The sequence below is a fragment of the Chitinophaga filiformis genome (assembly GCF_021646545.1).
GTDB lineage: Bacteria > Bacteroidota > Bacteroidia > Chitinophagales > Chitinophagaceae > Chitinophaga > Chitinophaga filiformis_A.
In genome coordinates, this window is the sequence record NZ_JAKIRP010000005.1 from 79381 (window position 1) to 104032 (window position 24652).

A 24652-nucleotide genomic window follows, 5' to 3' on the forward strand; every position below is an offset into this window, starting at 1 on the left:
AAGCCCGTGAACGGCAGTCCACGGACAATAGAATGAATAATCTTTTTTCCGCATGATTCCGGCGGGCTACCTATGCTTTGCCAATAGCCACCTGGTCGTTCTTATATTTGGACGGACATTTCATCAGTATCTTGCTGCATTTGAACTCTCCGCCTGCCATTTTACCGGTCAGTACAACACTCTCCGCTTTCTCGAAATCAGTAGGTTTAGTGCCATAGAACACAACGGGTCTTACTTCCCCTGTTTTGTCAATTACATAAAAGCGGAACAGGTTGGCATCTTTTTGTGGATTGTACTCCATTACTTTAGTAGTATCCAGTTTTCCGATCACCTGGAATTCTTTTCCCTCCTTCTGCCTTGCAGTGGCAAAAGTCTCATAAGTACTGAAATCGCCTGCCACCGTTACAATTATTCCTATAGCCACAGCAATAAGTATCAGCAGGATAATGTTAGATTTCTTCATATCGCAAATAATTCAGATTCTTCCTTAATGCATTCCTTTTATTAAAAAGCCGTACACCTTGTTTTACAATCAATATACAGTCTTGATCAACCGCAAAATTACACCAAAATGAAGTTCAAGTTCATTTTTTTACATAAAAGAAGACATGATATTTATCATAAAAAGGTCACACATCCATGCAGGCCCGACAGTGGGCCCTATCCTATGGTCGGTGGTTCATAAATTACTATCTTTGCGCCGGAAAAATCGTTTAAACGGTTGATCCCTACGACGAGACCGCCTCAGGGTGGCCTCTTTTTTATCAAATTACATTATCATGGCGGATTTATCTCAATTTGATCCTAATTCTGTCAGCCTGTTGTCCAACAATATATTTGGGCTGCCTACAACTGAGGAAGATGCTAAACTGGTATTATTACCTGTTCCCTGGGAAGTAACGGTTTCTTACACCCATGGTACTGCCAGAGGCCCCGAACAGATCTTCAAGGCTTCTCTGCAGGTAGACCTCTACGATCCAGACGCAAAAGATGGATGGAAAAGTGGCTTTTTCATGCGCGATATTGACAAACAACTCTTACTGCGCAGTGATTATCTCAGAAAAGAAGCGGAACTCTACCTTAAATTCCTCACCGAAGGCGGCGATATCAGTGATAATGAATTCCTTAAGAAAACGCTCGTAGACGTAAACGCCGGTACCGTTGCCATGAACGAATGGGTGTACCGCCATACAAAAGAATTACTCAGAAACGATAAACTGGTAGCGCTGGTGGGCGGCGACCATAGTACTCCCCTCGGCTTTTTTAAAGCGATCGGCGAGCACAAGGGCGATTTCGGTATCCTTCAGATCGATGCTCACTGCGACCTGCGCGAGGAATATGAAGGATTCAAATACTCCCACGCCTCCATTATGTATAATGCCATCCGGGAAGTACCTCAGCTCACCAGGCTGGTACAGATAGGCATCCGCGATTACTGCGAAGAGGAAGTAGATTTCATTAATAACAGCGATGGTAAGGTGGTGACCTTCTTCGATAGAGATATCAAAACCCGTCAGTACGAAGGAGATACCTGGAAAATGATCTGTGACGATATCATTGCCACCTTACCCGACCAGGTATATATCAGCTTTGATATAGATGGCCTCGATCCGAAACTGTGCCCTGCTACCGGTACTCCGGTAGCAGGTGGTTTTGAAACGGAACAGCTGTACTATCTCTTCCGCAAGGTGATAGAGAGCGGTCGTAAGCTCATCGGCTTCGACCTGAACGAGGTCAGCACTTCGCTCAATGAGTGGGACGCCAACGTCGGTGCGCGCGTGCTGTTCAAATTGTGCAACCTGCTGATATGTTCGAATAAGGATTAAAGGCGGACACCATACCGGCAGGATTGTCAGATGGATCATTAATCATCGCAGACGAAACCAGGTCACAATCACGCAATCCGCCAGGCAGAACTGATCAGGCATTCACCTGGCAATACAGTTCACGTGATTGCTTTAAGCTGACATACTGGCCTGACAGTGTTATACAAAGTGAAGATTTCTCTGTGAAGCACTAGTAGCATTATGCTGATATACTGGCCTGACAGTGTTATACAAAGTGAAGATTTCTCTGTGAAGCACCAGGTAGCATATGCTGATATACTGGGCCGGACAGTGTTACATCAGACGACGATTCTCTGCGAGGCTTTCCACCGCATGCGCTGATATACTGCCAAACAGTGTTATATATGACGAAGGTCCTTTGCGAGCCATGGATGCTGGCCGGACAGTACCAGACAATATTAAAACAATTAAGCCCGATAGCTGATCAACGACAATATGAAACAATATAAGATACGGATTCTTCACCCTAATGCGGTAACACGTCTTCGTCTGCAACCAGTAATGCATGGCCTGGCAGGCATACTCTTTTTAATGAATGGAATAGGTGTGTACAACAGCCCGTCTCCCAACTGGGCCATGGCCATCTTTTTCATACTGCTGGGCTTAGGCAGTCTGGCCTTCCCGTTTGTCATGAAGCGCTTCCGCAACATACAGGCGGCCAACAGCCTGGCGCGTACGGTGCAGGCCTTTGTGAGCTTAACCGGCTGTCTTTACTTCCTGAGCCATATGCAACCGCTCATCAGCGTGCTGCTGTTCCTGACAGGTATCGCTTCTGCCTATATCGGATGGGCCGAATACAAGATCTTCCAGCCCTGTTTTGTGAAAATAGACATGATGGGTGTACTGCTGCCAGGTACCTTTTCTGACAAGCTGATTGGCTGGAACCAATTGAATAATGTAATTTTGCGGAATGACCTGCTCACAATAGACTTCAAAAACAATAAGGTATTGCAACTTGAAGTACTGGATGAAACAGGCGCCGTTACGACGGATGAAATGAACGCATTTTTCAGAAGCCGACTCTGATAACTGCAAGGGAATATTACCAACTCAACAAGAAACGATTTGATCATTTGAAACAGTCTCCATACATACTTTACTCTGACGGGAAAGGCAACATCTTTGAAGATACCACCATGCTCACCACCGGCCGTAGCGGCTGGGATGCATGGCCTATCGAGCCTGACGAATGGATCGAACTGCCTGAGGGCGGTTCCCTGTATGAATTGCCCGGCCGCCGTGGTATAGGTCTCAACGCCAAAACCGGCGAAATGGAGCTCTGTGACAAAGGATGGGCCGTAGCAGCCTTCATCCCTCCTGCACATACCGGCTATTACCTGGCCGCATATGAAACCATGCCGGACGCACCCACCCTGCCGCTGTTCTGCTATACCGCAGTAGGCTGGCTGGATGGGAAATTTTACGTGCCTGCTACCCGTATCGAACAGGACATCCGTCAGGAATGTGCCGGTTTCGACGATAAAAAGGTAAAACAGGGCGTACAACAATTGCTGGACGCATATCCGCACAACCGCCTGGTAAAACACCTGGCCGACAACTGCGCGCTGACATATCATTGCCCAGCTGCCCGTAACTACTTCATGGGCCGCTGGGAATGTCCGATACCTTCTTCTCCCGCCTGTAACGCCAACTGTATCGGTTGTATCTCTTTCCAGCCGGAAGAAGAAACCATCGTCTCCACACAGGACCGCCTGCGTTTCAAGCCTACAGCCGAAGAGATCGTGGAATACACTGTTCCCCACCTGGAAACAGCCCCTTTCCCTATCGTAAGTTTCGGACAGGGCTGCGAAGGAGAACCGCTGCTGATGTGGGAAACCATCCGCGACTCAATCATCGAAATACGTAAACATACCCCTAAGGGTAGTATCAATATCAACACCAACGGCAGTAAGCCTGACGCAGTGCGTGAGCTTTGTAAGGCAGGCCTGAACAGTATTCGCGTAAGTACCAATTCAGCGCAGGAGAAGTACTATACGCCTTACTACCGCCCGAACAACTATGTGTTTGAAGATATTATTGAGAGCCTGAAAGTGGTGCGTGAATTCGGTGGATGGACCTCTATCAACTACTTCACCTTCCCTGGCATGACCGACAGCGTGGATGAATACGAAGCGCTGCGTAAACTGATCAGAGATACCGATCTCCAGATGATCCAATGGAGGAACTTCAATATCGATCCTGACTGGTATCTCGGCCGCCTGGGTGTGACCGAAGTAGGCGACTGCCTGGGTATTAAACAGTTACAGGAACTGATCCATGAGGAGTTCCCTCACCTGAAATATGGTTATTTCAATCCTCCTATTGAAAGGATCAAGGGCGACTACACGAAAGACTTTGCACATTACTAATAAGCAGCATTGAACACCGAAAGGTCCTGTTTGTTTCCTGGCGTTGCGCCTGAGGAAACGAACAGGACCTTTCGCTTTATTGAACCCGCCGTGGCGCCGCAACGCGTCTGTAGCTGGCCCTGGGGAGCGCAAGGGCCATTCGTTGCAAAAGGTCGGTCCATACGATAGGCAACAACCCGGGAAACGAAAAGTAACGCCAGGGAACCAGGGCTACGCATCAGCATATGAAACGCGCGCAACCAGTTGGGAGAGGGATAGCAGTTGCACACATTCGCGAAGCGCTAACTATCTCAACTATCAGTTCTTCACGCGAAATCAATGGGAGGGTTAACACTGCAACGCATTCGTCAAGCGCGAAACTATCATGAATGCTCATGTACGACAGTCGTCATACTATTCGCCAATACCTTTTTGTATAAGAAATAAAAACCGGCGCCAGTGCTCATACACAGGGCCGCCGTGCAATACCACCAGGCAGAAAAGCCGAAGCGCCCTACCATGTAAGACCCCAGCGTAGGTGCACAGATGCTGGAGATAGAAAATGCCATCGTATATAAACCAGCGTATTGTCCGCGGTTATGCTCACCACTACGATGCACAAAGAAAGAGTTCATAAAAGGAATGCTCAGCATCTCTCCTATCGTAAACATCAGGATAAACAACAATCCGGCTGCAGCAACAGGCGGCAGCAGGTTAAAGCTCAGATAGCCTAGCCCCGCCAGCAATACCCCTCGCGTAATATATTGCAGGCTATGCATCTTTCCTTCCAGTTTGTACACGAGTACCATCTCAATAAACGCCACGATGAGGCCATTCAGTCCCATCAACATACCGATATGCGCTTCTTCCATATGCACAACAGATTTCAGGTACAATGGCACCATGGTAGACAATTGCAGGAAGCCTGTTGTGAAGATGGTGATCAGTGAAATGAAAGCAATATAGATCCAGTCCTTGTATACACTTGGTGCGCCCGGTTCTACGGCACACTCCGGCGTTGCCTTTACCTGTGGTTTCGTCTTTACTGGAGGCAACAGGAAGCGCATGACCGTTACTGCGATAATACAGGTCAAGCCATCTACCCAGAATAACAGATGATAACTATATCCTGCCAGAATACCACCCAATGCAGGGCCCACGGACCATCCCAGGTTGGAGGCCAGCCTGTTCAGCGAGTAAGAACGTGTGCGGTTCTCGACGGAGCTGTAATAAGCAGTAGCCGCCACGTTGGCCGGTCTGAAGGTATCGCCTACGCAGCTGAGTACGAAGATGCAAACGCAGAATTGCGGTAATGTCTCCATTTGCCCCAGCACCAGGAAGATCAATCCCTGCATTAATAAACTCCAAAACTGTACGGGGTAAAAGCCGATCCTGTCAGACAATCTTCCGCCAATAAACGATCCACAGATAGCGCCCATACCGAAACAAGCCATCACTATACCTGCCTGTTGCACAGAGAAGTGTAGTTTTTGGGTGAGGTAAACCGTCATGAAAGGAATGGCCATCGCACCACTGCGATTGATCAGTAAAACAACCGCTAATAACCAGGTAGAAGGAGATAAGCCGGCGTACGCTTTTCTATACAGAGAAAAAATGAGTGACATTGTATCGTAAAACTCTAAGGCTACACAAAAGTACTTCAATAAACCCGATGCCCGTAATAATAATTGTACATGAAAAACAGTTATTAATGTAACAAAGCGCCAAACTGAGGCAGGCAGACGATGTACACTTTAAAAAATATCCTTACTTTTGGTGTATGCCGAAAAAAGAAGACAACACAGACAAAAATTTAAAAGCAGCCGGCGCCACGATTGCCGTACACGCATTGGTGTTAGTTGTGCTGCTGCTGGCAGGCTTCTCTGCCCCGCCGCCATTACCGGATCAGGATCTTGGTATGGAGGTAAATCTCGGTACTTCGGATGAAGGTATGGGAGAAGAACAGCCCCTCAACCCGAATCCACCCAGCAGTGGTGAAGCCAGCGCTTCCACCCCGCAGAATGAGCCTGTGCCTTCTGCCGACAATGCTACACAGGAAGATATTGCTACCCAGGACGATGAGGAAGCCCCTGAGATCACCAAACCGGAAAAACCGGTGGAGAAACCAAGGGAAACGCCTAAGAACCTGGAGCCGCAACCATCCAAAACACCTCCTAAAAAGAACTCAGATAATCCTCCGGCGCCTGTACCACCTTCGCCGAAGCCTAAAGCCGTATACAGCGGCGGAAGCTCCAGCAGCAATAATAGTGGTAACAATGCCCAGAGCAGTAATAACTCCACCGGAGAAGGCAATACGGGTAAACCCGGCGACCGCGGACAGATCAACGGTAATCCTGATGGCGGCGGTTACACCGGTGGCGGTCTGGGTGGCGGACGTTCAGATTTCCGCCTCAACGGACGTACCCTGCTGAGCAAACCATCTCTCACCTACGACGGTGATGAATCGGGCTATGTTGCCATCAATATCAAGGTGGACAGGCAGGGTAACGTGATCGCAGCATCCCACTCCCTGAAAGGATCTACGCTGAATAATTCCCGTCTGATAGAGATCGCCAAAAGAGCGGCTACCCAATTAAAATACAACGTCAACGACGACGCACCTGAAGTGCAATTCGCACTTATAAGATTTTATTTTAAAGTACAATAATATATTTAAATATATTTGCATAGGAAAAGACGGTCCGTCTTTTCCTATTTCTTTTGTAGTGCCCGCCAATAAACGGCCCTGTTTTTGCGTTATTGGGGGGAAACCGAACTGCCAACTAATTACTGTTTATGCCATTTAGACTGTTTAGAGCCGCCTACTTGTTATGTGCTATTATCGTTATGTCATTATTCGGGGTGTTCAAAGCCCAGGCTCAATTTACTTTAGGGGGATATTCCAACAGCCATTATGCTGGGATACACGGTGTTCCGAACAACCCGGCTTCTGCCGCAGGTACGCACTATAAGTGGGATGTCAACATCGCCGGCATCAATGCTGCCGCCGGTAATACGTATATCCGTTTTCCACGCTCTATCCTGCTGCATCCGCCAGATTCACTGGAAGCGCTGAAAAAGAACCGCGATTATTTCCTGGACAGTGCCGGTACCGGTAAACAGTTTGGCTGGGGTAATGTAGACGTAATGATGCCTTCCGTGCTTTATTCTATCGACGAATTGCAATCGGTGGCCTTCACCTGGCGCGTCCGCTCCATGGCGAATGGCGGTAACATTTCTACCGATGTAGCCAACTTCTTCGCACAGGACTTCCCGAATCCAAACCTGGTAAACCGCCGTTACGATATGCCACTTGCCAATGGCAGCTTCCATTGGTGGAATGAATTTGGCTTTACCTACGCCCGCGTGCTGAAAGATGATGGTGCGAATGTGCTGAAGGGCGGTGTTACCCTGAAATTATTATCAGGTGTTGCAGCCGGCTATGCACAGGTAGATAATGCCACCTTCGTAATGAACTCCCGCACCAGCGGTGAGATCAACGATGGTACCCTGAAAGTGGGTTATAGCGAAGGTATCGCCAACTGGGAAAGACCTAATCTGAGCAACTACAAAGTATTTGGTAATATGGGTCTCGGTATGGACGTCGGCGTTACTTACGAATGGCGTGAATCCATGGACGGTCTTACTGGTTATGATGACTCACAGTGGAATCCTGAAGCAGACGACTACCGTTTGCGTTTAGGCGTGTCCATCACCGACCTTGGTAGCATCACGTATAAAAAAGCGCGCGGTAATACAGACCTGGACCTCCGTACAGAAGACGTCAATCCTAACGACCTGCGCCTGCGCAACAACGAGAGCTGGCAGCAGTACTACCGTCGTATCCAGACTTACTTCACTCCGATCGCATCTGAAGACAAGTTCCGTATGAATACACCTGCGGCGCTGAATCTGACGGCGGATTACAACATCGACGGCCGTTTCTTCGTTAACGCGGCTGGTAAGATGGCGCTGAATGCCGGTAAATTTGATCCAAGTAAAACATATGTGGTGTCTTACTTCCAGGTAACACCCCGCTATGATTCACGTTATATCGGTGGTTACCTGCCATTATCTGTCAACAGAAATGGCCAGTTTGATGCCGGTCTCGGACTTCGCCTGGGGCCGCTGGTGATCGGTTCATCCACCATGTTATCCAACCTGTTCCAGAAGAACAAGAACCGTCTGGATGGTTTCATTGCCCTGCGTATCATTCCTATCAAGCGCGGTGAAGGAAAACTGGGATGTCCTGCCACACAGTTCTAAGTATTTTTGACGATATTTCTGCTGGTTAATTTACATTTGGATGCCGGAACAAATAACTTTGTTCCGGCATCACTATTTAGTATATGAATTACCAGGAAACGCTAGAATATCTTTATCAGCGACTGCCCATGTTTACCCGGGTAGGCGCCAGCGCCTTTAAGAAGGACCTGCATAATACGATCGAATTATGCAAACAACTGGGCGATCCCCAGCACCAATTCAAATCCATCCACATAGCAGGTACGAATGGTAAAGGTTCTACCAGCCATATGCTGGCGGCCATCTTCCAGCAGGCGGGCTATAAGACAGGTTTATATACATCCCCTCACCTCCTCGACTTCCGTGAAAGGATCCGCATCAATGGAGAATTAGTACCTACCACCTTTGTGACGGAGTTCGTAAAGCAGCTTAAGCCTGCTATCGAATCGCTGGAGCCTTCTTTTTTTGAACTGACTGTAGCAATGGCGTTCCAGTACTTTGCGCTGGAACAGGTAGATATTGCTATTATCGAAGTAGGCCTTGGCGGTAGACTGGACAGCACGAATGTTATCACGCCTGAACTGTCGGTCATCACGAATATCAGTTATGACCACATGCAGATCCTGGGCAATACCCTGCCGGAAATCGCTTCCGAAAAAGCGGGTATCATCAAGGCAGGTGTACCTGTGGTGGTTTCAGAAACACAGTCTGAAGTGGAGGCTGTATTTATAGAGAAAGCCAAAGCGCTAGGAGCGCCTATTCATTTTGCCGACCAGGAATGGCTGGTGCAGCAATCTGAATTTTCCGAAGGGCATCTTCAACTGGGATTACAACATAGTCATAGCGGCGATCTTAAAACCATCCGTACTGATCTTACCGGTCAATACCAGATGAAAAACATCATGGGCGTTTTATCGGCCGTAAAGATCTTACAACACGCTGGTTGGGAACTGCCGCCGCAGACGGTGATGACAGCTCTCTCTCATGTTAAAAAACTGACAGGGCTGCGCGGCCGTTGGGAGATCATCTCCCGCGATCCGCTGACGATCTTTGATGTAGGACACAACCAGGCGGGGATCACCGAGGTTGTTCAGCAGCTGGAGCATATGGTATACCGCCACCTGCATATTGTAACAGGTTTTGTGAAGGATAAAGAAGTGAGCAAGGTCTTGCCTTTATTCCCTCCTGCAGCTACTTATTACTTCTGTAAAGCACAGATACCACGCGCAATGGATGAAAAAGAACTGGCCGAAGCGGCGCATCAGCATGGATTACGCGGGCATGACTACCCTACGGTGCAACAGGCCTACCTGGCCGCGAAGCAGCAGGCGCATAAGGAGGATATTGTACTGGTATGCGGGAGCTTTTTTGTTGTGGCGGAGGTGATGTGATTTGTTAGTTTGTTTGGTTTGTTGTTTTATTGTGGAGATTGATAGATCTTGTTCGGTTCCAGATAGGCTTGCGGGCTGTACCCCTTCTCCGCACTTGCTATTTGGCATTATCAAGCGTATGGGCGTTGAATAGTTTGATTTAACCCCTGTCAATCGTGCCAGCAGCTACGAAGGGCTAATGCCCGCAAGCTCTATCTGAAACCGTCCGCTACTTAGTGACGGTCTATTGTAGATTGACTCAAAATAGGGATAATAGTAAGGCCGCATCAAAACAATGATGCGGCCTTACTATTATAAAGAGGTTAGTTGATTAACTCTACCATCATTGCTTAACTACAATTGCAATTCCTTCAATTTTAGCAATGCATAGAACAGGCATATTACGTGCGGCGTTACTGGAACTCAACTACAACTTCAATTCCTTCTGCCTTAGCAATGCATAAAATAGGTATGTTCCGTGCAGGCGTTATTGGAATCTGACTACAACTTCAATTCCTTCAACTTTAACAATGCATAGAACAGACATGTTACGTGCAGGCTTTGCATGATCTTATTTTCCTTCAGCAGCTGTTCTACATCTTCCAGATCCATCAGCACTACTTCGAGTTCCTCATGTTCATCCAGGTCCTGTTCCTGCACTTTTCTTCCACCCGTAGCGAGGAACATATGCGTGAGGTTGTTGCTGGATGCAGGATTCGGAGCTACAGCGCCCAATGGGATCAGCTTTTCAAAATCGTATCCTGTCTCTTCGAGTAGTTCTCTGCGCATAGCAAATTCAGGATCGGGATCAGTATCATCCATGGTACCACCGGGAATTTCCAGTATGGTTTTTCCGATGCCCTGTCTGAACTGTCTTACCATTACGATACGTCCATCGGCTGTTACGGCAACGCAATTCACCCAGTCATTGTATTCGAGTACATAGTAAGCGTCTACAATTTTTCCGCTGGGTGTTTCGCAGGTGTCCTTACGAGCTGTTAACCAATTGCTTTTGTAAATGTATTCAGAACTTAATGTCTTCCACTCTAACGATGCCATAGTCCTTCTGTTTGATAATTTAATGCCAGTTATTTCTCTCCTTCAGTCTTTCTATATGTGCAAGGTGATGTTTGCCGTGCCAGGAATAGCTACCGGCAACATTCCTTAATACCAGCGTCTTTCCGGTTTCCGGATGAACGAATGTACGCTGCCATTGCTCTTCCGTCAGGTTATCCATCAGGTTCACCCAGCGGGTATGTAAAGCATGTAATAAAGTCAGTGAGATATTGATCGGCGTCTTCGCCACATCCGGCAGTTCAGCCCATGCAGCTTCATTATATGCCTTGATAGTAGGATTGTCTTCTGTCAATGCCCACTTGAAACGAGTCAATGCGTTGGTATGGCTATCTACCAGATGATGTACTACCTGTACCACTGTCCAGCCACCAGGCCTGTAAGGCGTTGCCAATTGTGCGGCATCCAGGTTCTGAACCGCTATTTCCACCAGCGATGGCAAATACCTGATGTCGTTGATATATCCCTTCAAAATGGAAGCGCTGATTTCAGCAGGCGCTTCATATTTTCCAATGGGATATTTTAATTGTTCAAGATCCATTCTCTAAATATTAAGGATTAGAATTGACCAGTCATGAATATACATTAGGAATCACAATCACAAACAGCAATAATAGTCACGAATCACTATCATCAAATTGCGTCATAGTCACCAACTACAATGCTCATCACGATTCACCATCAACAATCTGGCTCATAACCACGAACTATAATGTCCATCACGATTCACCATCAACAATCTGGCTCATAGCCACGAACTACAATGTTCATCACGATTCGCCATCACCAATCTGCATCACGAATGAGCACTACCAGCCTTAAGCACTTTGCTCTATTCCTCTCTCAATCCCTTCCCTGTCATATGAATAAACACATCTTCGAGGTTGGCCTTTTTCACTTCCTTCTTCCGCTCAAAGCCTCCTGCTACCAGCTGATCGATCAGGGTATCGGGAGATTCCAGGGCGATGATCTTGCCGCTATCTACGATAGCGCAGCGATCGCACAGGAATTCTGCTTCATCCATATAGTGGGTGGTGATGACAACGGTAGTACCTTTTGAGCGTACTTCGAGGATCAGGTCCCAGAGGTTGCGTCTAGCCTGTGGATCCAGGCCGGTAGTAGGTTCATCCAGGAAAATGATCTTGGGCTTATTGATGAGGGTTGTAGCGATAGAAAAGCGTTGCTTTTGTCCGCCGGAAAGATTTTTGAACTGGGCCTTAGCCTTGTCTTCGAGATTGAAGGTAGCGAGCAGTTCTTTAGGATTGACGTCCTGATTATACAGCCCGCAAAAAAGGGTGATGAGTTCTGTCAGGTTGAGTCTTGGATAGTAACCGGAACTTTGCAGTTGTACTCCAATCACCTTTTTAATGGCTTCGGGATCTTTGTCCAGATCGATTCCGTCGACGATCACTGTTCCGGAGGTCTTATCGCGGAGTGTCTCAATGATCTCGAGGGTGGTGGATTTACCAGCCCCGTTAGGGCCTAATAATCCGAAGATCTCGTTCTCGTAAACATCGAAGCTGATGCCTTTAACTGCCGTAAAATCGCCGTATGTCTTTACCAGGTCTTTTACTTCAATAATCTTCCTCTTTTCCATGCGTCTAAATTAATGCAAATAGCAACAGGCTGCAAGCCCATACGGTAAAAAGCAGCATTATGACGATAAAAGAAGGAATTATGACAATCGTGCCAAGACAGGAACAAGTACGTCTGAGCAGCAGCCCCCCGGAAATCACAGTAGGGAGAGCGGAAGTAGCACCGGTTTCAGATGGGAATGGCGGGCCTTCGGCTCTCCGGCGACACGACAGATGCGGTCAAATAGAGATACCAGATCCTATTCGCTTGACAACGCCCAATCGGCATCCAGAGAGGCGCCGACCGCCATCCCATACTGAAACCGAAGCTACTTAGCGTAAATAATCTACGACGCCCGACCGCCATCCCATACTGAAACCAAAGCTACTTAGCGTAAATAATCTACGACGCCCGACCGCCATCCATACTGAAACCGAAGCTACTCAGCGTGAATAATCAACACTTCAAACGAAGAAGCGCCCTTTCCACCTGCACTTAAGCCGGACATAACCAACTCAAGTTCAGCCAGAAAAAGGCGCTTAAACAAATCTTCAGTTATTTCTTAACAAAAAACTGCGTAAAGTAAGTAATCCTCCCTTTAGGCGCAGCCCCAATACCGATCATATTGAAGTCTCCCAGCATATTCCGGCGGTGACCAGGACTCTTAATCCAGCCATCCACAACACCTTTCGCATCCAGATTGCCATACGCCACATTCTCTCCCACGCCAGACACCCCATGGAACTTCAACGTCACCGCATCATTACGGATCTCAAACTGGTCATGTCCGAATGCAACCTTACCGGATGCCATATTCTCGCTATGCTTCTGCGCCAGGCGAGAACAGTAGGATTCGAGTTTCAGCGGAGGCAGTCCTTTTGACGCCCTGAATTCATTAGTGTAATAAAGAATATCCTTTATCAGCTTGGCATCCCCTCCCGCAGGCGGGTCTTCACTCACAGCTGCCGGAGGATTCCCCTTGGCAGGCGTGGTTTTGGCTGGTACTGCCGACCTTGAGCAGGAAAATACGAGCAGATGAAATGCCAGAAAAAAAGAAAAGACGGTAAATGTGAGCTTCCGGGTCATAGTTATGGTAATAGATAATAAATAATTTACATAGACAAAGATAACTAGTGCTGGTTTAGCAATAGTTATACCAAAAGCTCATATTTTACTTTTTTTCTAACTATTTACTATTCGTTGCCATACATCCATCATGTTTTTTGACCCTAAAAAGACGGGAACCCGCTGGTGTAATTTAGATGGTTTCAGTTCCAGGAGGCGTTGTCTGCCGGTAGCCATAGCCAGTCCGCCAGCCTTTTCCATGATGAACGACATGGGATTGCACTCATAACATAAACGCAAACGCCCCCCTGCATATTTTCCGTAGGCAGGATACATAAAAATACCTCCCTGGATAAGGGTACGGTGTACCTCAGCCACCATACACCCTACGAAACGGTGGCGGTAGATCTTACCATTTGCATCCTTGGCCAGGAAATAGTCGATCGCATTGCGGATCTTATCCTCGTAGAGGTGATAGTAACCGATGTTGACGGAAAAAATATCGCTTTCACCAGGGCATCGCAGGTTGGGATGCGACAGGCAGAACTCACCGATGGAAGGATCGAGGGTAAAGCCCTGTACGCTTCGCCGGGTAGCATATACCAGCATGGTGGAGGAACCATAGATGACGTATCCTGCGGCGATCTGTACATAACCCGGCTGGAGGAAATCTTCCAGTTCGCAGACACTACCCGTAGGCGTAAGCCGGCGATATACTGAAAAGATGGTGCCGATGGATACGTTCACGTCTATATTACCCGAGCCATCCAGGGGGTCCAGCAATACGACGTACTTGGAGTTCTTGGAGTACTCGTCGTCAAATGCAATGAAGTTCTCCTCTTCTTCCGATGCCACACCACAGCAATAGATGCTGCTGCGCAGGGCGCTGATGAACTGATCATTGGCGAATTCATCCAGCTTCTTGACCGATTCTCCCTGTACATTGACCTTTCCCGCCTCACCGAGAATGTCGGCAATACCGGCCTTGTTGACCTCCACATTGACCCGCTTCGCGGCCAAACCTATATCACGCAGTAAACCAGATAGTTGTCCTGTTGCACCGGGGTAGTTCCTAAGCTCCTGGATGGTGAATTCGTCCAGGGTCATTACTTTTCTGTTATTCATGTATAATGGATTAGTTTTCGCATAACTGTGAGCTGCCACATGCATTCTTCCTTTAGCTAATTTACCGAAACAGGCGCTATTTTAATGGAACTGTCATTTTCAGGCAAACAAATTTTAAAACAAATTTAAAGTTGTCTTACTTTGCCCCGTATTTTTTCACGGAAGATTAAGCATATATGAAGGTTTTCAAATTTGGCGGTGCAAGTTTAGAAAGTGTTGAACGTATTCAGCAGGTTGCAGCCATCGTACAGTCATTCCCGGACCAGCAGATCCTGATCGTCATATCGGCCATGGGTAAGACAACGAATGAACTGGAAAAGGTAGCCCAGAACTTCTATCTGCGTAAACGTGAAATTGCCGCCCAGCTGCTGCATAACATTGAGCAACAACACCTTGATGTGGCAGATAAACTGCTGGGTACCCGTGATAATCCGCTCTTCGCTCAGTTACAGCAATTCTTTACTGAAGCGGAATGGACCCTGGGAGAAAAACCAGTGCGTTCGTTCGACTACTATTACGACCAGCTGGTAAGTCTCGGTGAGCTGCTCAGTACAGCCATCGTGAGCGCATATTTTAACCTGGCTGGCGTAAACAACGTATGGCTGGATGTAAGAGATGTATTCCGTACCGACGATACCTTCCGTGATGCCAATATCGACTGGACCGTGACCGGTCAGAACGTGCAGGAAAAAGTAGTACCGCTGTTTAAGAAGAACAACATCATCATCACACAGGGCTTCATCGGCAGTACCGATCAGAATGAAAGCGTGACCCTGGGCCGTGAAGGCAGTGACTATTCCGCAGCCGTATTTGCCAACCTGCTGAATGCAGAAAGCCAGACCATCTGGAAGGATGTGGAAGGCCTGAAAAATGCAGATCCAAAATTATTTTCCAACACGATCAACATACCTGAGATCACTTACAGCGAGGTGATTGAAATGGCATACTACGGCGCGCAGGTCATTCATCCTAAGACGATCAAACCGCTGCAGAACAAACAGATCCCGCTGTATGTAAAGAGCTTTCTGAACAAAGATCTTCCCGGCACCGTCATCAGGGAAGAATCTGACACAAAGCAGTTACCGCCCATCATAGTATTGAAGAAAAATCAGGTACTGCTGACCATCACTTCCCGCAACTTCGATTTCATTACAGAAGACAGGATCAGTGACGTTTATGAGCGCTTCCACAAACTGAAGATCAAGATAAATTTAATGCAGAATGCGGCCATCAGTTTCTCCTGCTGTATTGACAACAACCCTGAAAAGATCGAGCAGCTGATGAAAGAGTTACATGATGACTTTAAAATCTCATATAACGAAGGTTTGGAATTACTGACCGTCCGTTATAACCAGGATGGCCTGCTCGAAGAACTGAGTAACAACAGGACTGTTCTGTTGGAACAGCGATCACTCATCACAATTCAGCGCTTACTGAAATAAATTTTCATACCTTTTTGCAACCTTTTCTGTACCCGGTCGTCTTTTTTAAAAACAACCTGCATGAAAAAGGTATCCATACTAATCATCATAACCCTGGGTATCCTTGCCATTATTGCACTGGAGGGCAGGGCATTGCATCGACTGAGAATGGAGCATGCAGGTACCAACCCTGAAATGCTTCCTTTCTACCTGCTCAGCATAGGGCAAGAGTGGGTAGCGCCAGTTAAGATACAGCCATGCCGTCACTCTGAGATTTGAACTTATGAAAAGAATTCTGTTTATCATGTTCCTGGCCATCGCCGGTACAGGGACCAGCTATGCCCAGCATGTTTCGGGAAAGATCACTGTCAAAACCACGGAAACAAACGGGCAACCCCTCCCCTTTACAAACGTATTGCTGCGTCATGTAAAGGACTCCTCCCTGGTAAAGGGAGAACTCAGCTCCCAGGACGGTAGCTGCACCTTCGATAAGATTACCGAGGGAAGGTATTTTATAGAAGCTACCTTAATGGGGTATACCTCCGCAAGTACATCGGCCTTCACCATTGATGCTAACCACCAGCTTATCCAACTGCCTGTTTTAAGTTTATCAACTGCCAGCAAAACACTGCAGGCAGTAAATGTAACCGCACAAAAACCTTTCATCGAAAGGAAGAACGGCGCTACCGTGCTGAATGTCGAAAGCAGCCTTGCTGCTTCCGGCGGTACCGCCCTGGATGTGCTGAAAAGGGCGCCCGGAGTGCAGATAGATAAAGACGATAACGTTATCCTCCAGGGTAACCAGGGCGCTACTATCATGCTGGACGGTAAGCTGACCTATTTGTCTGGCGAACAGCTGGCCAACCTGCTCAGAAGCCTCCCTGCAGAGAATATCGCTACCATAGAGATCATTACCAGTCCTTCCGCCAAATACGATGCCGCCGGTAAAAGCGGGATCATTAACATCAAAACAAAGAAGACCATTATTACCGGTATCAATGGGTCCATTAACCTGGGCGCAGGCGCCGGTAAATATGGCTTCTATAATGCAGGCATCAACCTGAACTGGAGAACGGAAAAATTCAACGCCTTCGGTAACTATAACAACGGTACCAGAGGCTTCTTCCAGACCCGCTATCTGGCACGTCACATCCAGGGAGATATACCTCAGTTCTTTGAACTAAATGCATTTAACAGACGCAGCTTCAGGAACAATAACTATAAAGTGGGGCTGGATTATTTCGTCAATTCCAAACATACCATCGGTGTACTGATGCGTGGATATGACAACGCCTTCAACCAGGATGGCTTCAACCACACGCCTATCAGCAGCAATGGTAAACTGGATTCTACATTATACGCAGGGACCTATGTGAGGAACAAATTCTCCAATGTCTCTCTTAACCTCAACTACAAAGGCCAGCTGGATACTTTGGGAACAGAGATCGGTTTTGATGCCGACTGGGCAAGATTTAAGGACAATAACTACATGACGCTGAACGACAGCATGTATTACGTTGTAAATCCTGTTAAGAACACACATGCTATACTCAACAGGCCGATCAACGAAGTGACCATCCGGAGCGTGAAAGCAGATCTCGTACTGCCATTCAACAAAACCACCAAACTGGAGACAGGCTTTAAGATCAGCTCCGTAAAAACGGATAACAATCTCAGGTACGATTCCCTGCTCAATGGAAAATACGTGAACGCCGTTACCCAAAGCAATCAGTTCATTTATACAGAAGATGTTTATGCTGCATATGCCATCTTCAAAAAGACGATCCGTAACACGGATTTCCAGTTAGGGCTGCGCGCAGAACAAACAAAGTCTGACGGTTATTCTGTCACCTTGCAGTCGCACGTCAAGCGGTCTTACCTCGACTTCTTCCCCAGCTTCTCGCTCGACCACAAACTGAATGACTCACATAAGATAGGGCTGAACTATTCCAAGCGTATTTCCCGTCCGAACTACGGAGACCTGAACCCTTTTGTATTCTATATCGACAAATACAATTATTTCAAGGGGAATCCTTACATGCTGCCGGAATACACGCACAAAGCGGAGGTCAGTTACACACTCAAGCAGAAGTATGTGCTGGCAGTTTCTTACTCGCAGACCAAGAACGTAGTGCTCGAGTATATGGTGCAGAATGATACAACCAAGGTGACCACTTATTACGACAGGAACTTTGAACGTAGTTATGTGTACAACTTAACACTGACTATCCCGATCGATCCTTTCAAGTGGTGGAATATCACCAACAATATCAATGGCAATTACAACTACTTTGATGTTAAGGACACTACCGTCAGCCTGACCACTAATACCTTTGCCTTTAATTATCAGACTACACACACGTTCACTTTACCGGACGACTGGAAATTTGAGATAAACGCGTATTATGAAAGTCCATTCGTCTGGGGTGTATACAAAATAAAGCCCTCCTATGCCATTGGCTTAGGCGTACAGAAGCAACTGATGAACAAGAAACTCAACATTAAGCTGAACGTCTCAGACATCACCAACAGAGAACAGTTCCGCGGTTCTGCTAAGTTTAACAACGTTGACATGTACATCAACAACCGCTGGCAGAACAGACGCGTGAACCTGGCCCTGACATGGAACTTTGGTAACAGCAATATCAAGGCTGCCCGCGAGAGGGAGGCGGGTAGCGAACAACAAAGGGTAGGCGGTTAACGCGTACCCTTTATATAACCTTCCAGGTTGTCAATGATGAACTGCTGTTCATCGATCACATATTTTACAACATCTCCAATGGAAATCATGCCGACCAGCCTATGCTGGTCATCTGTAACTGGTAAATGGCGGATATGCTTATCCGTCATTTTTACCATACAGTCCTGGATGCTATCGTCTTCCGCAACTGTGAAGGGATTCTCCGTCATAATTTCGCTGATCAGCGTTTCTTTTGAAGCCCTGCCTTTGAGGATCACGCGGCGGGCGTAGTCACGCTCTGAAAAGATACCTACTACTTTGTCGTTGTCGCTGAGCACGACCAGTGCTCCTACATTCTTGTTTACGAGCACGCTTAAAGCGTCAAATACGGTATCATTTGGCTGGATAGAATAAACCACATGGCCTTTCACCCGAAGGATGTCACGCACTGTTCCCATAACGAGGTAATTTAGGTGTGAAGAATGGAAAATGACCCTTTATTTCTAAGTTAAGCTTTTATACGCAAATTTGCCTCCGTCATATAAATTTTCACCCCACATCTTGCATTGCGAATATTAATATATTACTTTACGCAATCGTTCGTCAATTTTTATGTTCTATTTACAACCCTGATAACTAGCATTGTATGCGCAAATTGAGAATACACCTGGCAATCATGGCCTTGACGGGCCTGCTGGTACCGTCTGGTACTGTATCTGCTCAGAAAAGTTTTAAAGACTGGCCTATGGGGACAGAGCCAGCAGTAATTGGGTTATTTGTTGCCAACCACTATGTAGCTGGTCCGTTTTCAAATTTTGGCAATCCCGGCCCTCCCCAATCTATTACCTATCCCGAAGTATGTACCTGGTATGGCGCTTTGCAGTTTGCAAAAGCCAGCGGCAACAAGGCACTGGTAGAAAAACTGGCTGCACGTTATGAACCTTTACTGGCACAATCCCACAGCCTGATGCCTAAACCAGACCACGTAGACCACAGCGTATTTGGCGCTGTTCCCCTGGAATTGTATGTGCAGACAAATCAGTCCAAATACCTCGAAGAAGGTAAAAACTTTGCTGATAAACAGTGGGAACTGCCCGAAAATCCCCTGCCCAGTCAGCAGGAACTGCAATCCAAAGGCCTCTCCTGGCAGACCCGTATGTGGATCGACGATATGTACATGATCACCCTGCTACAGGTAGAAGCTTTCCGTGCAACGGGCAATAAAGAGTACCTGGACCGCGCCGCCCGCGAAATGGTCGTATACCTGGATGCCATTCAGCAGCCGGACGGCCTGTTCTACCATGCCGCAGACGCTCCCTTTCTTTGGGGCCGCGGTAACGGCTGGATGGCGGCAGGTATGACCGAACTGCTCACTGCTCTGCCGGCAGGTCATACGGACAGAGCAAGGATCATGGATGGTTATAAGAAAATGATGGCCTCCCTGAAGAAACTGCAGGACAAAAACTATATGTGGCACCAGCTGCTCGACGATCCTGCCTCCTTTGCTGAAACTTCCTGCTCCGGCATGTTCACCTATGCGATGGTGACCGGCGTGAAGAAAGGCTGGCTGGAAGAGAAAGAGTATGGCATCGTAGCCAGGAACGCATGGACCGCACTCGTAAGATATATCAATGAAGCCGGCGACGTGAAAGACGTCTGCGAAGGCACCAATAAAAAGAACGATCAGCAGTATTATCTGAACCGTTCCCGCGTAACCGGCGATCTTCACGGCCAGGCACCCGTATTGTGGGCTGCCGCCGCGCTGCTGGCCAACTAATCGCGCTTAGAAAAGACACTAAACTTCCACTAATAATGACGTACAAAGGCCTGTCCATAACAGGAATTTTTCTTTTTTGCTTATCAGGAATCCATGCCCAGCAGAAATACACGCTTGTTTCTCCCGACAAATCGGTAACACTTACTGTCACCGTGGGTACAGACATTTCCTATAGCCTCACGCAGGATAATAAGGAACTGATCGCACCCTCTGTCGTATCGTTCAGAACAGACGCCGAAAAACCAGGCGCCTGGAAAGTCAGCAAGGCCAGACCAGGCACTCATGATGGTATTCTCACGCCTGTTATTATGCAGAAGACGAAGACCATCGCCGACAAGTACAATGAACTGCATCTTGATTTCAGCAATGGCCTGGCGCTCGAATGGAGGGCATACGATAACGGGATCGCATGGCACTGGATCACCAGTAGCAAAAAACCTTATAAAGTGCTGGACGAACAGGCCAATTTTGTAATGGATAAGGAAGGCCGCTCCTGGTACCCGCAGGAAGACGGCATGTTCTCACACAATGAACGCAAATACATCAATTATAAGCTGGACAGCCTGGACGATAAGAAACTGGCCAGTCTGCCCGCATTATTTGAAGTAAAAAATACCAAACTGCTGGTTACAGAATCCGGCCTTTTCAACTATGCCGGTATGTGGCTGCTGGGCCAGGGCGGTGGTAAATTAAAGGCCGTCTTCCCAGCCTACCCACGCGAAAAAAAGGTGACCAGCGACAGGGATGAACAGGTGAGCTCGTGGGAGAATTACCTGGCCGCTATCCAGGGGCCGCAATCCTTTCCATGGAGGATTGTGATGATTGCCCGCCAGGATGGCGACCTGCTCACCAATCAACTGGTATATCAGCTGGCGCCACCGGCTACCGGCGATTATAGCTGGGTAAAGCCCGGTAAGGTGCAATGGGACTGGTGGCATTACAACAACATCTACGACGTCGATTTCCGCGCCGGCATCAACAATGACACCTACAAGTATTATATCGACTTCGCGTCTAAATACGGCATTGAATACGTGCTGCTGGATGAAGGCTGGTGCGATACCCGCGACCTGATGAAGTTGACACCCGGTATCGACGTGAAAGAGCTGGTGGACTACGCCAAAGTAAAGAATGTACGTATCCTGCTCTGGACCAGCTGGCTGGTGCTGGATAAACAACTCGACATGGCGCTGGACAAGTTCCGGGAATGGGGCGTAAAAGGTATCAAAGTCGACTTTATGCAGCGCGATGACCAGGATATGGTCAACTATTACGAGAAGGTATCAAAAGCCGCTGCAGCCCGTGAACTGATGGTGGATTTTCATGGCGCGTACAAACCGACCGGCTGGATCCGCACCTATCCGAATGTACTGACCTCCGAAGGTGTTTTGGGTAATGAGATCAGCAAGTTTGCCGACTGGATCACGCCACAGCATACAACAACTATTCCTTTCATCAGAATGGCGGCCGGCCCGATGGACTTCACTCCCGGCGGCATGCTCAATGTACAGCGGGACAGCTGGGCAGCAGCGCCTGCCGAACCGATGACGCTTGGTACCCGGTGCAATCAGCTGGCGATGTATGTAGTGTTTGAAAGTCCGCTGCAGATGTTGTGCGACCTGCCTACACATTACTATCATGAGCCGGTGGCAATGGAATTCCTGAAAACAGTACCTAGCACCTGGCAGCAAACCATTCCGCTGCACGCCAAAGTGGGCGAATATGTTGCCGTTGCCAGACAGGCCCCTGATGGCGACTGGTACATTGGCGCAATGACCAACTGGACACCACGCGAACTGACTATCGATCTTTCTTTCCTGCCAGAAGGCAGCTATAAGATCGATAGCTGGAAAGACGGGATCAATGCAGACAGGAACGCAAAAGATTGTAAAATGGAGTCCGGCACTATAGACAATCACTCGAAGATCACTGTAAAGCTGGCGAAGGGTGGTGGTTATGTAGCGAGGATCACCAAAAAATAACTGCTTGTTTTAAAACAAAAGCCCCCGGCAAGGTCAAATCTCCGGGGGCTTTTTCAATTTTTAACAATCTCCTTTCTCTTACTTCAGTGTTTTTTCTCTTATTCTTATATTTTATCTCTTACCCAGTTTTTTCTTTTCCGCCAATATCCAGTCTTCCACGCAAGCATTTTCTCTTTACTGATATCCGTTCTCTTACTCCAGTGTCTTCTCGTCTTTCACAGTCGTTGCTTCCACCGGGCGTTCATTTCTGCTGTGACGTTTTCACTGATATCCGTTCTCTTACTCCAGTGTCTTCTCGCCTTTCACTGTCGTTGCTTCCACCTGGTGTTGATCCAGCACGATGATCTCGTTCTCTCCTTTCTTCAGCCATGGTGCAGGGCAGTACAATCTTTTCTGCGGACCGATCTCCCAGTAGCGACCCAGGTTATGGCCATTTACCCATACCATACCCTTCTTGAAATTGCTCATGTCCAGATAAGTATCTCCTGTGTTTGTGAGCGTAAAAGTACCTTTAAAGAACTCACCACGTTTCACTTCCGCCGACTTTGCAGGTTGCAGTTGCTGTACAAATTCGCTCTTCATTGGCAGGCCGAACACTTCCCAGTTCATCAACGTCATACCGTTCAACGTTACACGGTCAGTAATCCCCTTACGGTCGATCAGTGCCTGTGCAAAGTTGATACGTCCCATGCCTTCTACGAGTATTTCCAGTACAGGATCTTTCACGTCCGATTTAGGCAGTTCGATGCTGTGCTCTCCCAGGCGGCGGTCTATCTTACCTACGTATTTCCCGTTCAGGAATACGGTTGCATAATCGTGTAATTCAACGATATCCAGCTTACCGCTTTTATGGCCGATCAGTGTTGTTTTATATACCATGAAGCCATAGTCCTGTCCGTAAGCCTCAAATGTTTTAGGCTGAACAGACTGCACTGCAGCAGGGAGGTTTTCCCATATGCTGGTGTATGGTTTCAATGAAAAATCCGGAATGGTGATGGTGGGAATGGGCGCCGGTATTGCAGGCAGTTTCTTTTTGCTATAGGAACCGATCACCTCACGCAGTGCCATGTATTTGCCGGTAGCCCCGCCTTGCTCATTTATAGGCGCATCATAGTCGTAGGAGGTCAGGTCCGGCTCATACCCCTTACCACCGGAGTTAGCGCCCGCAGTGAAGCCGAAATTGGTTCCTCCGTGTATTACGTACAGGTTGAAGGAGCGTTTGGTATCCATGAGGAACTTCACTTCCTTCACAATACCTGCCTTGTCGGGACGGGCCCATTTCTCTCCCCAGTGTGTCAGCCAGCCGGGATAAGACTCGCTGCTGAACGATGGCACATCCGGATTCTGTTTGTTTGCGGCAGCAAAATCTCCTTCTGAGCTACCGGAATCCAATCCTATAGCAGCACCCGGTACCGTACCTGCTTCCAGCAACGCAGCTACCGGACCATCTGCTGTATAGAATGGTACGTTGATGCCGTTCTGCTCCCACAGTTCTTTCAGTTTATACAGATACTGTTTGTCGTTACCAAAGCTGCCATACTCATTCTCTACCTGTACCATCAGGATCGGACCGCCATTTGTAACCTGCAGGCCCTTCACCTGTTCTGCCAGCGCCTTCACATACCGTTCTGCCGCCGCCATATAACGCGGGTCCATACAACGTACTTTAATGTCCGGAATTCTTAACAGATAAGGCGGTAAACCACCGAATTCCCATTCCGCACATACGTAGGGACCCGGACGTAATAATACCCACATGCCTTCAGCCTGTGCCAGCTTCACAAATGCAGCAATATCCCTGTTCTCAGAAGAGAAATCGAACTTGCCTTCCTCCTGTTCATGATAGTTCCAGAATACATAAGCCGCGATGGTATTACATCCCATGGCCTTAGCCATTTGAATCCTGTGTCGCCAGTATTCTTTGGGAATACGCGCCGGATGTATTTCGCCACTAATGATCTGGTAAGGTTTACCATCGAGCAGGAAATCTTTTTTTGCGAGGGTAAAAGAGTGCCTGGATTGGGCGGATACCGTAGCGGTAAGCGCGCACAATGCCAATGCGCTCATTACGACAATCTTTCTCATTGAGCCTGTAAACTTGAGTGAGGAAGTAAAATAGCAAATGTGACCATGATAATGAAAG

General features: G+C 47.7%; 20 protein-coding genes. 11 read left to right on the forward strand and 9 right to left on the reverse strand.

Translation table 11 applies throughout. The annotated features are described in order from the left end of the window. Positions 1–70: 70 nt before the first annotated feature. Positions 71–463, reverse strand: coding sequence for a cytochrome c maturation protein CcmE (locus tag L3C95_RS14900; RefSeq protein WP_236388768.1), 393 nt, complete (start codon positions 461–463; stop codon positions 71–73). 316 nt (positions 464–779) lie between these two features. Between L3C95_RS14900 and L3C95_RS14905 the strand changes: the two genes are divergently transcribed. From L3C95_RS14905 to L3C95_RS14915, 3 genes are all read left to right on the forward strand, one after another. Next, entirely contained in the window at positions 780–1826 is a 1047-nt protein-coding gene (locus L3C95_RS14905; RefSeq protein ID WP_236388769.1) for an agmatinase family protein, read from the forward strand. 456 nt (positions 1827–2282) lie between these two features. After that, entirely contained in the window at positions 2283–2873 is a 591-nt protein-coding gene (locus L3C95_RS14910; RefSeq protein WP_236388770.1) for a hypothetical protein, read from the forward strand. 47 nt (positions 2874–2920) lie between these two features. Continuing rightward, positions 2921–4216: a radical SAM protein gene (locus tag L3C95_RS14915; RefSeq protein ID WP_236388771.1), complete on the forward strand. Its 1296-nt coding sequence runs from the start codon at positions 2921–2923 to the stop codon at positions 4214–4216. A 362-nt stretch (positions 4217–4578) separates the two neighbouring features. Here L3C95_RS14915 and L3C95_RS14920 read toward each other — a convergent pair whose 3' ends face one another. Beyond that, on the reverse strand, positions 4579–5820 hold the full coding sequence (locus L3C95_RS14920) for an MFS transporter (RefSeq protein WP_236388772.1): 1242 nt from the start codon (positions 5818–5820) through the stop codon (positions 4579–4581). A 155-nt stretch (positions 5821–5975) separates the two neighbouring features. Here L3C95_RS14920 and L3C95_RS14925 point away from each other — a divergent pair, with 155 nt between their 5' ends. The 3 genes from L3C95_RS14925 to L3C95_RS14935 all read left to right on the forward strand — a co-directional run bounded on the left by L3C95_RS14925 (position 5976) and on the right by L3C95_RS14935 (position 9831). Further along, positions 5976–6863, forward strand: coding sequence for a hypothetical protein (locus L3C95_RS14925; RefSeq protein WP_236388773.1), 888 nt, complete (start codon positions 5976–5978; stop codon positions 6861–6863). A gap of 128 nt (positions 6864–6991) precedes the next feature. Continuing rightward, positions 6992–8461, forward strand: a complete 1470-nt coding sequence (locus L3C95_RS14930; RefSeq protein ID WP_236388774.1) for a DUF5723 family protein — start codon at positions 6992–6994, stop codon at positions 8459–8461. Between the two features lie 83 nt (positions 8462–8544). Further along, on the forward strand, positions 8545–9831 hold the full coding sequence (locus tag L3C95_RS14935; RefSeq protein ID WP_236388775.1) for a bifunctional folylpolyglutamate synthase/dihydrofolate synthase: 1287 nt from the start codon (positions 8545–8547) through the stop codon (positions 9829–9831). A gap of 480 nt (positions 9832–10311) precedes the next feature. On the opposite strand, the gene L3C95_RS14940 is transcribed toward L3C95_RS14935, so the two are convergent. The 5 genes from L3C95_RS14940 to fbp all read right to left on the reverse strand — a co-directional run bounded on the left by L3C95_RS14940 (position 10312) and on the right by fbp (position 14649). Beyond that, entirely contained in the window at positions 10312–10869 is a 558-nt protein-coding gene (locus L3C95_RS14940) for an NUDIX hydrolase (protein ID WP_236388777.1), read from the reverse strand. 19 nt (positions 10870–10888) lie between these two features. Beyond that, complete coding sequence (locus L3C95_RS14945) at positions 10889–11425, reverse strand: YfiT family bacillithiol transferase (RefSeq protein ID WP_236388779.1); 537 nt, start codon at positions 11423–11425, stop codon at positions 10889–10891. 291 nt (positions 11426–11716) lie between these two features. Then, the gene (locus L3C95_RS14950; protein WP_236388780.1) at positions 11717–12481 is read right to left on the reverse strand and encodes an ABC transporter ATP-binding protein; all 765 of its coding nucleotides are present in this window, start codon (positions 12479–12481) and stop codon (positions 11717–11719) included. 533 nt (positions 12482–13014) lie between these two features. Next, positions 13015–13545 (reverse strand): CAP domain-containing protein, encoded by a 531-nt coding sequence (locus L3C95_RS14955; protein WP_236388781.1) that lies wholly within the window; start codon positions 13543–13545, stop codon positions 13015–13017. Between the two features lie 96 nt (positions 13546–13641). Further along, on the reverse strand, positions 13642–14649 hold the full coding sequence (gene fbp, locus L3C95_RS14960; RefSeq protein WP_236388782.1) for a class 1 fructose-bisphosphatase: 1008 nt from the start codon (positions 14647–14649) through the stop codon (positions 13642–13644). Positions 14650–14825: 176 nt separating this feature from the next. Here fbp and L3C95_RS14965 point away from each other — a divergent pair, with 176 nt between their 5' ends. Genes L3C95_RS14965 through L3C95_RS14975 form a run of 3 tightly spaced genes read left to right on the forward strand, consistent with a single transcriptional unit; the run spans position 14826 to position 18771 of the window. Continuing rightward, positions 14826–16091 (forward strand): aspartate kinase, encoded by a 1266-nt coding sequence (locus L3C95_RS14965; protein ID WP_236388783.1) that lies wholly within the window; start codon positions 14826–14828, stop codon positions 16089–16091. 60 nt (positions 16092–16151) lie between these two features. Then, positions 16152–16349 carry a hypothetical protein gene (locus tag L3C95_RS14970; RefSeq protein WP_236388784.1) on the forward strand — a complete coding sequence of 66 codons (198 nt, stop codon included), beginning with the start codon at positions 16152–16154 and terminating at the stop codon, positions 16347–16349. Positions 16350–16353: 4 nt separating this feature from the next. After that, on the forward strand, positions 16354–18771 hold the full coding sequence (locus tag L3C95_RS14975; protein ID WP_236388786.1) for an outer membrane beta-barrel protein: 2418 nt from the start codon (positions 16354–16356) through the stop codon (positions 18769–18771). Here L3C95_RS14975 and L3C95_RS14980 read toward each other — a convergent pair. After that, a complete protein-coding gene (locus L3C95_RS14980; protein ID WP_236388787.1) occupies positions 18768–19208 on the reverse strand; it encodes a CBS domain-containing protein in 441 nt (146 codons plus the stop codon). The genes L3C95_RS14975 and L3C95_RS14980 overlap by 4 nt on opposite strands. A 188-nt stretch (positions 19209–19396) precedes the next feature. On the opposite strand from L3C95_RS14980, the gene L3C95_RS14985 reads away from it, so the two are divergent. Further along, positions 19397–20527, forward strand: a complete 1131-nt coding sequence (locus L3C95_RS14985; protein WP_236388789.1) for a glycoside hydrolase family 105 protein — start codon at positions 19397–19399, stop codon at positions 20525–20527. 35 nt (positions 20528–20562) lie between these two features. Continuing rightward, a complete protein-coding gene (locus L3C95_RS14990; RefSeq protein ID WP_236388791.1) occupies positions 20563–22509 on the forward strand; it encodes a glycoside hydrolase family 97 protein in 1947 nt (648 codons plus the stop codon). Between the two features lie 279 nt (positions 22510–22788). Here L3C95_RS14990 and L3C95_RS14995 read toward each other — a convergent pair whose 3' ends face one another. Continuing rightward, complete coding sequence (locus tag L3C95_RS14995; RefSeq protein WP_236388793.1) at positions 22789–24594, reverse strand: glycoside hydrolase family 35 protein; 1806 nt, start codon at positions 24592–24594, stop codon at positions 22789–22791. Positions 24595–24652 lie beyond the last annotated feature (58 nt).